General features: G+C 35.2%; 10 protein-coding genes, 11 tRNA genes and 1 pseudogene. 21 read left to right on the top strand and 1 reads right to left on the bottom strand.

Features of this window, described 5'->3' with window-relative positions; all coding sequences use genetic code 11:
• Nucleotides 1–16: 16 nt before the first annotated feature.
• The 10 genes from F8162_RS21190 (at nt 17) to F8162_RS21145 (ending at nt 936) form a co-directional block, all read left to right on the top strand.
• Nucleotides 17–92: transfer RNA gene (locus F8162_RS21190), tRNA-Asp, on the top strand.
• A 9-nt stretch (nt 93–101) separates the two neighbouring features.
• A tRNA-Phe gene (locus F8162_RS21185) sits at nt 102–177 on the top strand.
• Between the two features lie 18 nt (nt 178–195).
• Nucleotides 196–271, top strand: a tRNA-Thr gene (locus F8162_RS21180).
• Nucleotides 272–281: 10 nt separating this feature from the next.
• Nucleotides 282–365 (top strand) — tRNA-Tyr (locus tag F8162_RS21175).
• Nucleotides 366–372: 7 nt separating this feature from the next.
• Nucleotides 373–446, top strand: a tRNA-Trp gene (locus F8162_RS21170).
• Between the two features lie 19 nt (nt 447–465).
• A tRNA-His gene (locus F8162_RS21165) sits at nt 466–541 on the top strand.
• 63 nt (nt 542–604) lie between these two features.
• Nucleotides 605–679: transfer RNA gene (locus tag F8162_RS21160), tRNA-Gln, on the top strand.
• Between the two features lie 5 nt (nt 680–684).
• A tRNA-Gly gene (locus F8162_RS21155) sits at nt 685–759 on the top strand.
• A gap of 14 nt (nt 760–773) precedes the next feature.
• Nucleotides 774–844: transfer RNA gene (locus F8162_RS21150), tRNA-Cys, on the top strand.
• Nucleotides 845–854: 10 nt separating this feature from the next.
• Nucleotides 855–936 (top strand) — tRNA-Leu (locus F8162_RS21145).
• A gap of 399 nt (nt 937–1,335) precedes the next feature.
• Here F8162_RS21145 and F8162_RS21135 read toward each other — a convergent pair.
• A pseudogene (locus F8162_RS21135) lies at nt 1,336–1,566 on the bottom strand (DUF3884 family protein); the annotation flags it as partial.
• 264 nt (nt 1,567–1,830) lie between these two features.
• On the opposite strand from F8162_RS21135, the gene F8162_RS21130 reads away from it, so the two are divergent.
• From F8162_RS21130 to yhbH, 11 genes are all read left to right on the top strand, one after another.
• Nucleotides 1,831–2,550 (top strand): YebC/PmpR family DNA-binding transcriptional regulator, encoded by a 720-nt coding sequence (locus F8162_RS21130; RefSeq protein WP_000532975.1) that lies wholly within the window; start codon nt 1,831–1,833, stop codon nt 2,548–2,550.
• Nucleotides 2,551–2,696: 146 nt separating this feature from the next.
• Nucleotides 2,697–3,158 carry an NUDIX hydrolase gene (locus F8162_RS21125; protein WP_151635544.1) on the top strand — a complete coding sequence of 154 codons (462 nt, stop codon included), beginning with the start codon at nt 2,697–2,699 and terminating at the stop codon, nt 3,156–3,158.
• Between the two features lie 480 nt (nt 3,159–3,638).
• A complete protein-coding gene (locus F8162_RS21120) occupies nt 3,639–4,415 on the top strand; it encodes a transglycosylase domain-containing protein (RefSeq protein WP_151635546.1) in 777 nt (258 codons plus the stop codon).
• A gap of 187 nt (nt 4,416–4,602) precedes the next feature.
• Nucleotides 4,603–5,253, top strand: coding sequence for a DsbA family protein (locus F8162_RS21115; RefSeq protein WP_151635548.1), 651 nt, complete (start codon nt 4,603–4,605; stop codon nt 5,251–5,253).
• A 114-nt stretch (nt 5,254–5,367) separates the two neighbouring features.
• A tRNA-Gly gene (locus F8162_RS21110) sits at nt 5,368–5,441 on the top strand.
• 199 nt (nt 5,442–5,640) lie between these two features.
• Nucleotides 5,641–6,783 (top strand): tRNA epoxyqueuosine(34) reductase QueG, encoded by a 1,143-nt coding sequence (gene queG / locus F8162_RS21105; protein ID WP_151635550.1) that lies wholly within the window; start codon nt 5,641–5,643, stop codon nt 6,781–6,783.
• A gap of 44 nt (nt 6,784–6,827) precedes the next feature.
• Complete coding sequence (locus F8162_RS21100) at nt 6,828–7,715, top strand: amidase domain-containing protein (protein ID WP_151635552.1); 888 nt, start codon at nt 6,828–6,830, stop codon at nt 7,713–7,715.
• 58 nt (nt 7,716–7,773) lie between these two features.
• Complete coding sequence (trmL, locus tag F8162_RS21095) at nt 7,774–8,262, top strand: tRNA (uridine(34)/cytosine(34)/5-carboxymethylaminomethyluridine(34)-2'-O)-methyltransferase TrmL (protein WP_000538149.1); 489 nt, start codon at nt 7,774–7,776, stop codon at nt 8,260–8,262.
• A gap of 134 nt (nt 8,263–8,396) precedes the next feature.
• Complete coding sequence (locus F8162_RS21090; protein WP_151635554.1) at nt 8,397–10,466, top strand: GGDEF domain-containing phosphodiesterase; 2,070 nt, start codon at nt 8,397–8,399, stop codon at nt 10,464–10,466.
• Nucleotides 10,467–10,860: 394 nt separating this feature from the next.
• Nucleotides 10,861–12,756, top strand: coding sequence for a PrkA family serine protein kinase (locus F8162_RS21085; RefSeq protein WP_000353281.1), 1,896 nt, complete (start codon nt 10,861–10,863; stop codon nt 12,754–12,756).
• A gap of 446 nt (nt 12,757–13,202) precedes the next feature.
• A complete protein-coding gene (gene yhbH / locus F8162_RS21080) occupies nt 13,203–14,378 on the top strand; it encodes a sporulation protein YhbH (protein ID WP_000503502.1) in 1,176 nt (391 codons plus the stop codon).
• Nucleotides 14,379–14,442 lie beyond the last annotated feature (64 nt).

Here is a 14,442-nt window from a genome sequence, read left to right as displayed (position 1 = left end):
GTCCCCGCAACCAAATGGTCCCGTGGTGTAGTGGTTAACATGCCTGCCTGTCACGCAGGAGATCGCCGGTTCGACCCCGGTCGGGACCGCCATTTTAATAAGGCTCGGTAGCTCAGTCGGTAGAGCAGAGGACTGAAAATCCTCGTGTCGGCGGTTCGATTCCGTCCCGAGCCACCATTTATTTTAATAAAATACGCCGGCTTAGCTCAATTGGTAGAGCAACTGACTTGTAATCAGTAGGTTGGGGGTTCAAGTCCTCTAGCCGGCACCATGTAAGTTTCGGAGGGGTAGCGAAGTGGCTAAACGCGGCGGACTGTAAATCCGCTCCTTCGGGTTCGGCAGTTCGAATCTGCCCCCCTCCACCATTTACATAGGGGCATAGTTTAAAGGTAGAACTGAGGTCTCCAAAACCTCCAGTGTGGGTTCGATTCCTACTGCCCCTGCCAAATATATTTACACAACATGGCGGTTGTGGCGAAGTGGTTAACGCACCGGATTGTGGCTCCGGCATTCGTGGGTTCGATTCCCATCAGTCGCCCCATTTTTATTTTTAAAATTACAAATAATCTAATGGATACTTACATATAATTAAGTAAGAAATCGATGGGCTATAGCCAAGCGGTAAGGCAACGGACTTTGACTCCGTCATGCGCTGGTTCGAATCCAGCTAGCCCAGCCATTTTTGCGGAAGTAGTTCAGTGGTAGAATACAACCTTGCCAAGGTTGGGGTCGCGGGTTCGAATCCCGTCTTCCGCTCCAATAAAATTTCATATGGCGGCATAGCCAAGTGGTAAGGCAGAGGTCTGCAAAACCTTTATCACCGGTTCAAATCCGGTTGCCGCCTTTTCTTTTGTGCCGATGTGGCGGAATTGGCAGACGCGCACGACTCAAAATCGTGTTCCTTCGGGAGTGTCGGTTCGACCCCGACCATCGGTATCAAGAACGGCATAAAAAAACTCTATACTAATTGTATAGAGTTTTTTTGTGTTTTCATTACACGACGAAATAAGCACAAAAAAGCAAATGCTCTGATTTAATTCAGATTTAACATAATTTGTAAGGTGTCAGAACAGTTCGCTTCGCTTGCATTTACGTTGATTTCACAAGCTAACTATAAAGAAAATTTACAGTTAAATGATGAATGTCAAACAGAGGAAGTTGAGAAAGAAATAGTTATCCCTCATCAACAGGCAAGGGATTATATATTGGCACTTATCAACTTTGAAGTGAAAACACTAAAAGGATAAAAACGAACATTCATTTTTATCCTTTTAGTTTTATTTTTCTATAAAACGTCAGCAGAATATTGTATATACAATATTCCTTTCGAGCACTCTAGAGCGAATTTCTCCACCCCGGTGACATGAAGTTAAATCCGACACCACTAGTAGATATTAGTACATTATCAACGGTTAAGTTTGTAATTTCTAAAAACCTCTTTTCAAACTCTTCTTTGTTGTACTTGTACATAGTTGAGTGGCACGCCCACATGTGCGTTGAAGTACTCAACCAGTCCCCTAATTCCTTTAATTCAGGAAACACCTCAAATTGAATTGGTTCATCTAGTATCGGCGATATAAAAAGATTCTAACAAAAATGTTAGAGTTTTTTTGTTAAATTGTGCTATGTGCTTCTAAAATTCGTAATAAATGTAGAAATTCATGTATAATATAACTTGTCGATAGAACAAAATGATAGTGATTTATATTATGTCTGTAATATGAATCAAAAATGAACTTTTTATATTTCTTTTAAAAATGTGTTGAATACACATTATATTTCATATTAATATTTTTATGTAGATTTAAAACGGGAAAGAGAGTGGGAAGTATGGGTCGTAAATGGAATAATATTAAAGAAAAAAAAGCATCAAAAGATGCAAATACAAGCCGTATATACGCGAAATTTGGACGTGAAATTTATGTGGCAGCAAAACAAGGCGAGCCAGATCCAGAATCAAACCAAGCGCTTAGAGTTGTATTAGAACGTGCGAAAACATACAATGTTCCAAGAACAATTATTGATCGTGCAGTTGAAAAAGCAAAAGGCGGTTCAGAAGAAAATTATGACGAGCTTCGTTATGAAGGATTTGGACCAAACGGATCTATGGTAATTGTAGATACACTTACAAATAACGTAAACCGCACTGCAGCAGATGTACGAGCTGCATTTAGCAAAAACAGTGGTAACATGGGTGTAAACGGTTCTGTAGCTTATATGTTTGATGCGACAGCTGTTATCGGTCTTGAAGGTAAAACATCAGATGAAGTTCTTGAAATTTTAATGGAAGCAGATGTTGATGCACGTGACATTCTAGAAGAAGAAGATTCTGTTATCGTGTATGCTGAACCTGATCAATTCCATTCCGTACAATCTGCACTTAAAGATGCTGGTGTTGAAGAATTCACAGTTGCAGAATTAACAATGCTTGCACAAAGTGATGTAGAACTTCCTGAAGATGCTCAAGTACAATTTGAAAAAATGGTTGATGCATTAGAAGATTTAGAAGATGTGCAACAAGTTTACCATAACGTAGACTTAGGAGAATAATACGATAGAAGCCCTGCCCGTTTAACGGATAGGGGCTTTTTTTATGAAGTTAATTAAGTTGATGAATTAGTAAAGGTATTTTGTTGTAGACAGGGAATATGCTTATAGGGATATATGAAATAATCAGTATTTCTAGGAGGTTTAATATGGAACATAAAATACCAAAGCATATTGTTGCTGTAGCAGGTTATTTAACAAATGAAAAAGATGAAGTGTTATTAGCTAAAGTACATTGGCGATCGGATACGTGGGAGTTGCCAGGAGGACAGGTGGAAGAAGGAGAAGCGCTCGATCAAGCAGTTTGTAGGGAAATGTTTGAGGAAACGGGTTTAACGGTGAAGCCTATCGGAATTACAGGGGTTTATTATAATGCTTCTATGCATATTTTGGCTGTTGTTTTTAAAGTGGCATATGTGAGCGGTGAAATAAAAATTCAACCTGAAGAAATACAAGAGGCTAAATTTGTTGCTTTAAATGAAGAGAACATAGATGAGTATATAACGCGTCCTCATATGAAATCCAGAACGCTTGATGCGATGAGAGCAACACATTGTATTCCGTACGAAACGTGGGAAGTGCAGCCGTATAATTTAATAGGTAGATTGTAAAGAAAAGGGTAGCTGATTTGAGATACAATCAAATCACTACTCTTTTTTGTATACTGTTTAAGAAAAAGGCCAAAATAATAATAGTGCTAGTATTGATTTTAAGAACGTTCGTTCTGTATAATGTATGATATGTTATGCACATTTAGATTGCTAGATACTTACAAATATATATATTTGTAGATGATATAATGGAAATAGGTTGTTTTAATAGAGATGCCTTAAGGATTACTCTGTTATTATTGCTTTGACATAATCTATATTCAATATTTCAGATGAATAGTAGATAAAAAAGGACTGTGATACAATACTTTTTTACCCCACTATTTGCCGGGTAGTCCGATTGGTGCGGGCTAATTGAAGTTTCACTTTATACCTTACAATGATGTAAGGTACGTGTAAGAGAAATCGATGGGATATTTTTTTACAACAAGGTATTCTTAAAGTAAGAAGTATACGCTGTGTGGAAAAGAGGTGTTCAAGATGAAAGAACGAGTATTATCTAGGGTGAACTATCATCAAAAAGTTGCATTAAATCCAATGACTAAGTTTTTTTATAAAGCCATTATTATATTATTATTGTTAAGTTTTACGTTATTATTCATTGGAAATGTAATGATTGAGAAAAGTGACATTAGTAAATTACATGTACCGGCTAAGTTAGAGGTGCCAGAATCATTAACACATGCCTTTATTGCGACAGAAGATAAAAGGTTTTATCATCATAACGGTTTAGATTATATAGCGATTATTAGGGCATCTGTTGAGAATATAAAAGCTGGTGGTGTTGTGCAAGGCGGAAGCACAATTACACAACAGTTATCTAAAAATGCTTTTTTAACGAATGAACGCACATTTTCTCGTAAGTGGAAAGAGATTTTTTATACGAAAAAAATTGAACGCACATTTACGAAGGATGAAATTTTAAAATTGTATGTAAGTAATATTTATTACGGAGAAGGAGCATGGGGAATTGAAAAAGCAGCAAACCTTTACTTCGGTAAAAAGGTGGATCAATTAACGCTGGCTGAAAGTGCAATGATGGCTGCTGTAGTAAAGGCACCTGCTTATTACTCACCTGCACAAAATTATGATAAGGCTGTAGAGAGACGGAATGTAGTTTTGAGATTAATGGAGAAAGAAGGCTATATCAATCATGATGAATATGTGCAAGCAGTTAGTGAGAAATTAGTCATTCGTCATGATATAAAAACAGAGCAGTCGATGTTAAATACTGCCCGTGAAAAAGCAGTAAGCTAAGGGAAGTTCCTACATAGGAGCTTCTTTTTTTGAATAAATTGTGACAAATTGTGACACAATATCGTCACAATTGTTGTGTTTTTGTAATTTATGTGAGCGTGTTCATTGCGTGACATATGTAAGTATTGATATTATGTGTATTGTGTACAATGCTGTATACAGAATATGAATTTAAAGAGGAATGTATATGAAATCAAATAAACTCATGGCTCTTGGTATAGTTTTTTCTATCGCAGTATTGATTGTAATTGGAACAATTGCGTATAGCATCATAAATGACAAAAAAGATAAAGGGAATGAGATGTTTGCTTATTCCACACAACAATCTTTAGGGAAAGATGATGCACCAGTTAAGGTAGTTGAATTTGGAGACTTCAAATGTCCTGCTTGTCGTACTTGGGATGTAACAGTATTACCACGATTAAAAGAAGAGTATATTGATAAAGGTAAAGTGCAGTTATATTTTATTAACTTCCCGTTTATTGGAAAAGACTCTGATTTAGGTGCAGCAGCTGGTGAAGCAATTTATAAACAAGATCAAGATTCATTCTGGATTTTCTATGATGAGATTTATCAAAGTCAAAAGAAAGACACGGAAGAATGGATTACGGAAGAATTACTTCTTAACATTGTGAAAGAGAAGCTTCCGAAAGTTGATGTAGAACAATTTAAGAAAGATTTACACAGTAAAGAAATAAAAGAAAAAGTACGTAAAGATTCAGATCGTGCTCAAAAATTAAAAGTTCAAGGTGCTCCTTCAGTATACATAAACGGAAATCTTGCAAACCCTGATTTCGATAGTATGAAGAAGGCGATTGATAAAGAATTGAAAAAGTGATGAGCTATTCATCACTTTTTCGACTTTTTTCGATAAAATTCTTGCTTACGTTTTTTTTACATGCTATACTACTTTACATAAGTTATTCTAATATCTTATATTTATTTCATATTTGCGGGTGTAGTTTAGTGGTAAAACAAGAGCCTTCCAAGCTCTGGTCGAGAGTTCGATTCTCTTCACCCGCTCCAAATTTTATTAAATGTTTTTCTATAAATTGTGATCAACGCAGTGTTTCGTTTCTAAGATAAACGAGGCATTGCGTTTTTTAATGTTTGAAAAACATAATTGTATGCGAAAATAGAAGTAAAGAATAGTATTCCAAAAGTGAATTGCTAACCAATATAGACATTACATAAGAGGTGGATTCATCTGAGGAGGCGATTAGGAATGGATTTTGAACAATTAAAGCAAGATGTAATTGCGTATAGTAAAACAATTGGTATAGATAAAATAGGCTTTGCCAGTGCTTCACCATTTGAGGAATTAAAGCAGCGCTTAATCCAGCAGCAGCAATTAAATTATCAATCTGGATTTGAAGAGCCTGATATAGAAAAGAGAACGAACCCGCAGCTTCTACTACCTGGCTCAAAATCAATTATTGCGATTGCATTAGCGTATCCTTCAAAATTAAAAAATGCGCCATTAAGTAAGCGTGGAGAACGACGCGGGATTTTTTGTCGTGCTTCTTGGGGACAAGATTATCATCTTGTTTTACGAGATCGTTTGCAAAAATTAGAAGCATATTTAATCGAAAAACTTCCCGATATAGAAGTGAAGTCAATGGTTGATACGGGTGAATTAAGTGATCGAGCTGTTTCGGAGCGTGCCGGTATTGGATGGAGCGGTAAGAATTGCGCTATTATTACACCTGAATTTGGTTCGTATGTATATTTAGGAGAAATGATTACAAACGTTCCGTTCCCACCAGATCAGCCGATAGAAGATCAATGTGGAAGTTGTACAAAATGTATTGATATTTGTCCTACAGGTGCTTTAATACAAGGAGGACAGTTAGACTCGAAGAAATGCATTGCATTTTTAACACAGACGAAAGGATTCCTACCGGAAGAATATCGCGATAAAATAGGGAATCGTATTTATGGATGCGATACATGTCAGACTGTTTGTCCGAAAAATAAAGGAATGGATTTTCATAACCATCCTGAGATGGAACCAGATCCTGAGTTAGTTAAGCCTTTGTTAACACCACTTTTAACAATTAGTAATCGTGATTTTAAAGAAAAATATGGAATTATGTCGGGTTCATGGAGAGGTAAAAAGCCGTTGCAACGAAATGCGATTTTGGCACTTGCGCATTTTAAAGAAGCATCAGCAACTCCTGATTTAATAGGTGTTATGAAAGATGATCCAAGACCAGTACTTCGCGGAACAGCAGCATGGGCACTTGGGAAAATTGGTGGAGATGGCGTGGGCGAAGCCATTGAAAAAGCGATGCAACGTGAGAAAGATGAAGAGGTTCTTCATGAAATGAATCGCGGGCTTGAATTGTTAGCGCAGAAAAAAGAGTAGATAATATCTCCCTTTTTCATATTGTAATATGGGAGGGAGACGAAATGGTTGTAAAAATAAATATTGAAAAGCAAGTACAACAATTTTTAGCATATATAACAGAAAAACGAACAAATGTAGATGGTATTGCTGAAGATTTATTCCAAATAGCACAGAGAAAGAAACAATTGTTTCAAAAGCGTAATGCACATATAGTGAAAGCAACTGCGGACGTTTCTTTCATGAGACAATTAAATAATAGCAATCATCAAGAAATTGATTATCAAATACATTTTAAATATTTAATTAAGCATAAAGAATTATTTTATATCGAAGAGGAACAACTAAAACGAAGAGTTTGTTTAAATAATAGCCGGGTAATAGGTGATTATGCTATTGAAGTGCCAGAAGCAGCTGGAATGAATGAGACGTTAGAAAGGGAATTTATAAAAGAGAAGTATGGTTCTTATCAGTATAACCGTTTAGAGGCAGTTAAATATGCAGAGCGTTGGTGGGATGATCGAAACCCTGTATATCGTAATTTCCCTGATAATTGTACGAATTTTATTTCTCAATGTCTTCATACTGGAGAAGTACCAATGAATGGATATCCTAACATTCGTAAAGGATGGTGGCAAAGGGAGAATCAGTGGAGTTGGAGCTGGGCTGTTGCACACTCTTTTTATTGGTATTTGTCAGGTGCTACAACAGGGCTTCGAGCAGAAGCGGTAGAACGGCCAGAGGACCTTATTCTTGGTGATGTCATTGCTTATGATTTTGAGGATGATGGTAGGTGGAATCATACGACGATTGTAGTAGCAAAAGACGCAGATGGTATGCCACTTGTAAATGCACATTCAGCGAATAGCCGTCGGCGTTATTGGAACTATGAAGATTCTAGTAAATATACACCACAAATGAAATATAAATTCTTTCACATTATTAATGGGTAGAGATTTTTCGCTCAAGTGGTATAATACGTAGTAGACAAAAAACAGAGGTGAATATCGCGTGGGAGTACATGTTGTTTTATATCAACCAGAAATTCCAGCAAATACAGGGAATATTGCTCGTACTTGTGCAGCAACTGGAACAGAATTACATTTGATTAGACCGCTTGGATTTTCAACGGATGATAAAATGTTAAAACGTGCAGGATTAGATTATTGGCAGCACGTGAAAGTTACGTATTATGATTCAATTGAAGAATTTTATGAGAAAAATAAAGACGGTGAATTCTTCTATTTAACAAAGTATGGCGAGAAAGCTCATACAGCGTTTGATTATAGCAAACGTGAGAAGGATTACTATTTTGTATTTGGAAGAGAAACAAACGGCTTACCAGCTAATGTAATCGAAGAAAACTTCGATCATTGTTTACGTATTCCAATGACTGATAAAGTGCGCTCATTAAATTTATCTAATACAGCAGCTATTTTAATTTATGAAGCATTCCGTCAACAAAATTATCCAGGATTAGATTTAGAAATTGTTTATTAAAAGTCGCCATATGGCGACTTTTTTTCTAAAAATAAAAATAAAAATAATATGTAATCATACATTTAAAAAAGGGTGCATATTCATATAGAATGGGGATATATGAATAAAAATAGATCAGACGGGTTGAGATAAATATGAAGGAACAATATAATAATCAAAATACCTTTTTAAGTATGATAGATATGGATTTAATAAGAAGAGGATTATTACATGCTATTCAAGATTTAGTATTTATTGTGAAAGTTATGGATGAGGAAACCTTTAAATATATTTATGTAAATAAGATAGGTATGGATTATGCGAAGCTAGGCGAAGAATGTTATGGAAAAACGTTTGCTGAAGCATTACCAGAAGATACGGCGGAAATATTGCAAGTGCAATATGCAAAAGTAGCAAGCGAAGCGAAAGCACATACCTTTTGTGATGTAGTTAGTTTACCAACTGGTAACTTACATTATGAATCTTCACTTAATCCTGTAGTCGACGAAGAAGGAGTATGTCAGTTTATTATTTGTATTACGAGAGATATTACAGCTCAGATTGAGGAAAAGGCAGAGATAGAGCAAAAACAAATGTTATTTAAGTCATTACTAGAATATAATAATGACTCCATTATATCTATAGATTCTATAGGTAGAATTACATATGCAAACCCAGCAACGTATGAAATATTTGGATACCGACATGAAGAATTACATAAAAAATCTATTTTTGAATTTATTAATAAAGAATATGAAAAAGACTTTCAAATTATATTTAAAGGAGCCTTGCAAGGAAGAGCAAAACAAATTGTTTCAAAGAAATATGTTCATAAAGAAGGGTACGAGCTCTATATTTCTTTGAGAACTATTCCGATTATTGTGAACGGTGAAATTGTTGGAGTATATATTGTTACGAGGGATGTTACAAGGCAAGTATTGAATGAAATGCGGACAGAATATTTAGCTTATTATGATCAGTTAACAGGATTAATGAATAGAATTTCGTGTACAAATAAGTTAAATAATTTTTTAAATGAAAATATAAATTTTGCGCTTGTTTTTATAGATTTAGATGAGTTTCACCTTATTAATGATACTTTTGGTCATAAAGAAGGGGATAAAGTATTACAAAAAGTTACAGAATGTTTAAGCAATCTCCGAATAGACGGTATGCACTTATTTAGAGAACACGATGATCAATTTGTTATGTTAATAGAAAATGTAACGAAAGAATGTGTAGAGACAGTTGCCAAAAGTATACTAAAAAAGATTAGTGAACATTTTGTAATCGAAGAAGAGGACGTGTATTTAAGTGCGTCAATCGGAATTGTAATGGCTCCAACAGATGGAGAAGATGAAAAAATACTATTTCAAAGAGTGGATGCTGCTTTGGAAAAAGCAAAAGAAAAAGGAAAAGGGCATTATCATTTTTACTACATTGGATTAGATTGTGAGCGTGAACAAAGATTTATAATAGAAAACCAATTACATCGTGCTATAGAAAAAAATGAATTCTTTTTATATTATCAGCCACAAATGAATATTGAAACGAAAAAAATAGCTAGTATGGAGGCTTTAATAAGGTGGGAGAATAAAGAATTAGGATTTGTCCCTCCCAATCAATTTATTTCGCTAGCAGAAAGAACAGGGTTTATTATTAAGCTTGATGAATGGGTAGTAAATGAGGTGTGTCAGCAAATACGTGAATGGTTAAATAAAGGATATGAAGTTGTCCCGATTGCAGTTAATATTTCAGCCAGACACTTTCGCTCCATTACATTAATAGAAATGATTACACGGGCCTTACATAAGCACAATGTCCCAGCCCATCTATTAGCGATAGAGGTTACAGAAGGAGCCCTTATACATAAAGACATATCGAAAAGAGTATTGCTACAATTAAAAGAACAAAACTTAAAGATTCATTTAGATGATTTTGGAACGGGATATTCATCTTTAAGTTATTTAAAAACGTATCCAATTGATACTTTGAAAATCGATCGTTCTTTTATGGAAGGTATACATGTAGATGAACGCGATACGAATATTACAGCTGCCATTATTCATTTAGCTCATACTTTGGAATTGAATGTAATTGCAGAAGGAGTAGAAAAAGCGGAACAAATACAATTTTTGAAGGAAAAGAATGTGAAGTTTGTACAAGGTTATTATTATAGCCGACCTTTATCAAAAGATGATGTGGAAAATGTGTATTATAAATGATTGATAAAAAAAGTGATGTGCTTAGAAGCACATCACTTTTTATGTGTACCAGGTTTATCATTGTAACCAGATGTAAAAATGGCTGTAAGAAATGTGAGTGATACACCTAAAATTAATAATAATTTCATACTAATCCCCCTCCTGTTTTTTCAGTTTGTGAATCTGAAATATGAATTGAAAATGTATGTAAGGTTCTTGGAAGAAAAGAATTTATTTAAAATGAATAGCGGTGTAAAAACTTTAATACCTATATTATACAGAATTTTCTTTGAATTTTGGAGAGAATTTTATAGCACTACTGTATATTTCATTTTGATTTAAAGAATGTTTGAGGACATCCTAGCATACCTTTTATAATAATCCGATTGAACAAGGAGATGGGGGAGGAGCTATAATGGATATTCTAAAAAAAATTGAACAGCATCGAGAAGCAGAAGAACGCTTACAATGGGAAGGTACGTTTGCAGAGTATTTGGAGCTTGTGAAGGAAAGACCATGGGTGGCTCAAACAGCACACTCTCGCATTTACAATATGATAAAAGATGCTGGAATTGAAGAAGTAGATGGTAGAAGAAAGTATAACTTCTTTAGTAATCAGCTATTTGGATTAGAGGATGCTTTAGAACGTCTTGTAGAGGAATATTTCCATCCATCTGCAAAACGATTAGATGTTAGAAAACGTATTTTATTATTAATGGGTCCTGTTAGTGGAGGGAAATCAACGCTAGTTACGATGTTGAAACGAGGTTTAGAAACATATTCACGAACAGATCGAGGAGCAATTTTTGCAATTAAAGGCTGCCCAATGCATGAAGATCCGCTTCATTTAATTCCGCACCATTTACGGGATGATTTCTTTGATGAGTATGGAGTTAGAATTGAAGGGAATTTATCGCCACTCAACGTTATGCGTCTAGAGCAAGAATATGGTTCAAGAATTGAGGATGTAGTTGTAGAGCGTATTTTCTTCTCGGAAGATCGCCGTACAGGGATTGGTACATTTAGCCCGTCTGATCCTAAATCACAAGATATCGCCGATTTAACAGGTAGTCTGGACTTTTCAACAATCGCAGAATATGGTTCAGAATCAGACCCACGAGCGTATCGCTTCGATGGAGAATTGAATAAGGCAAACCGTGGGATGATGGAATTCCAAGAGATGTTAAAATGCGACGAGAAGTTCTTATGGCATTTATTATCGCTTACGCAAGAAGGGAATTTCAAAGCGGGAAGATTTGCGCTTATTTCAGCAGATGAATTAATTGTAGCCCATACGAATGAAACAGAGTATCGTTCCTTCATAGCAAACAAGAAAAATGAAGCATTACACTCAAGAATTATTGTAATGCCAGTCCCATACAATTTACGGGTGAGTGAAGAAGAACATATTTATGAAAAAATGATTCGTGAAAGTGATGTATCCAATGTTCATATTGCACCACACACACTTCGCGTTGCAGCAATGTTTACAATTTTAACTCGTTTAAAAGATCCGAAGCGTCCGGATATTGATTTAATTAAAAAGATGCGTTTATATGATGGAGAAACGGTAGAAGGTTATAATGCGATTGATGTAGAGGAGCTGCAACGTGAATATCAAGATGAAGGTATGAAAGGTATTGATCCTCGTTATGTTATTAACCGAATTTCTTCTACAATTATTCGAAAAGAGGTACCATCTATTAATGCATTAGATGTACTTCGCTCTTTAAAAGATGGATTAGATCAGCATCCATCCATTAGTAATGAAGATCGAGAGCGTTATATGAATTTCATCTCATTAGCGAGAAAAGAATATGATGAAATTGCGAAGAAAGAAGTACAAAAAGCATTCGTGTATTCATATGAAGAATCAGCGAAGACACTTATGGATAATTACTTAGATAACGTTGAAGCATATTGCAATAAATCGAAATTACGTGATCCATTAACAGGTGAAGAAATGAGTCCAGATGAAAAGCTAATGCGCTCAATTGAAGAGCAAATTGGAATTTCAGAAAATGCTAAGAAAGCATTCCGTGAAGAAATTTTAATTCGCATTTCTGCTTATGCGCGTAAAGGAAAACGCTTTGATTATAATTCACATGAGCGTCTTCGTGAAGCGATTCAGAAAAAACTATTTGCTGATTTAAAAGATATAGTGAAAATTACAACATCAACGAAAACGCCAGACGAAAATCAGCTTAAGAAAATTAATGATGTTGTTGCACGCTTAATTGATGAGCATGGCTATAATTCTTCATCTGCGAATGAATTATTACGCTATGTAGGTAGTCTGCTAAACCGATAGTTTGATAACAAAACGCTGTCTCTTGTATTTTGCGGGACAGCGTTTTATTATCCATTTATATGTGTAAAGTGTCATACCTTGTCCAAATGTAATAAATTAAGATGCAATTTCATGAATTTATTGTCAATTATTTTTACAATATGCATATGATAGAGTAACCAACCATTCATACGAAAAAAGCCAACACAATACAATATGTTGCAAAGTGTAAATGTGTGCAACTATGCATTGTGTTTCTTTCTTATCAACGGCTGAATATTTCTTTCTAGTATATGAGTGGCAAAATTTTGTTTAGGATGCTCGGAGTATTATATGAAAAACGTTATATATGTTTATGGGATGAATTTCGATGGGCAGTTATCTTTCATTCTAGCTTGCACAGTATAAAACAAAATTTCTAGCTTACTGTTCATAGGGAAAGACAATTACAGTAAGGAGGGAAAGAAATGGGTGAAGAAAACCAACCAAATTATACGATTTCACAGGAAAACTGGTCCCTCCATCGCAAAGGATATGACGACCAACAACGCCATCAAGAAAAAGTACAAGAGGCAATTAAGAATAATTTACCCGATCTTGTAACAGAAGAAAGCATAGTTATGTCTAATGGTAAGGATGTTGTAAAAATACCGATTCGTTCTTTAGATGAATATAAGATTAGGTACAATTATGATAAAAACAAACATGTTGGGCAAGGAAATGGTGACAGCAAAGTTGGTGATGTCGTTGCGAGAGATGGATCAGGTGGTCAAAAGCAAAAAGGACCAGGAAAAGGGCAAGGAGCAGGGGATGCGGCTGGAGAAGATTATTATGAAGCTGAAGTCTCTATTCTAGAATTAGAGCAAGCGTTTTTCAAAGAATTAGAGCTGCCTAATTTAAAGAGAAAAGAAATAGATGAAAACCGGATTGAACATGTTGAATTTAATGACATTAGAAAGACTGGATTATGGGGAAATATCGATAAGAAACGAACGATGATATCCGCATATAAACGAAATGCGATGCGTGGTAAAGCATCTTTTCATCCGATTCACCAAGAAGATTTAAAGTTCCGTACTTGGAATGAAGTATTAAAGCCAGATTCAAAAGCTGTTGTATTAGCGATGATGGATACGAGTGGATCGATGGGAATATGGGAGAAATATATGGCACGTAGCTTCTTTTTCTGGATGACAAGATTTCTACGAACGAAGTATGAAACGGTAGATATTGAGTTTATTGCTCATCATACGGAGGCGAAAGTCGTTACAGAGGAAGAGTTCTTTTCAAAAGGAGAAAGTGGCGGAACAATCTGTTCTTCTGTATACAAAAAAGCACTCGAGCTAATTGATAATAAATACTCACCAGACCGCTATAATATTTATCCATTCCATTTTTCAGACGGTGATAATTTAACATCAGATAATGCTAGATGTGTAAAGCTTGTCGAGGAGTTAATGAAGAAGTGTAATATGTTTGGATATGGGGAAGTGAACCAGTACAACCGCCATAGTACCCTCATGTCAGCCTATAAAAATATTAAAGATGAGAATTTTAGATATTATATTTTAAAGCAAAAAGCAGACGTATTCCATGCGATGAAGAGCTTTTTTAAAGAAGAATCCGGAGAAAAAATGGCATAACCCCCTTAAAAAGGGGTTATTTTTTTGTTAACTTTTTATTTTTTTAGTTGACAATGATAATGAA

It is taken from the genome of Bacillus sp. CH140a_4T (genome assembly GCF_008923725.1).
Lineage (GTDB): Bacteria > Bacillota > Bacilli > Bacillales > Bacillaceae_G > Bacillus_A.
Note: the sequence above shows the minus strand (reverse complement) of the source record. Positions and strands in the feature narration are given on the sequence as shown.

Coding starts and splice junctions, on each gene's coding strand:
- F8162_RS21130 (WP_000532975.1), top strand. CDS start 1,831: ATGGGTCGTAAATGGAATAATATTAAAGAAAAAAAAGCATCAAAAGAT.
- F8162_RS21125 (WP_151635544.1), top strand. CDS start 2,697: ATGGAACATAAAATACCAAAGCATATTGTTGCTGTAGCAGGTTATTTA.
- F8162_RS21120 (WP_151635546.1), top strand. CDS start 3,639: ATGAAAGAACGAGTATTATCTAGGGTGAACTATCATCAAAAAGTTGCA.
- F8162_RS21115 (WP_151635548.1), top strand. CDS start 4,603: ATGAAATCAAATAAACTCATGGCTCTTGGTATAGTTTTTTCTATCGCA.
- queG (WP_151635550.1), top strand. CDS start 5,641: ATGGATTTTGAACAATTAAAGCAAGATGTAATTGCGTATAGTAAAACA.
- F8162_RS21100 (WP_151635552.1), top strand. CDS start 6,828: ATGGTTGTAAAAATAAATATTGAAAAGCAAGTACAACAATTTTTAGCA.
- F8162_RS21090 (WP_151635554.1), top strand. CDS start 8,397: ATGAAGGAACAATATAATAATCAAAATACCTTTTTAAGTATGATAGAT.
- F8162_RS21085 (WP_000353281.1), top strand. CDS start 10,861: ATGGATATTCTAAAAAAAATTGAACAGCATCGAGAAGCAGAAGAACGC.
- yhbH (WP_000503502.1), top strand. CDS start 13,203: ATGGGTGAAGAAAACCAACCAAATTATACGATTTCACAGGAAAACTGG.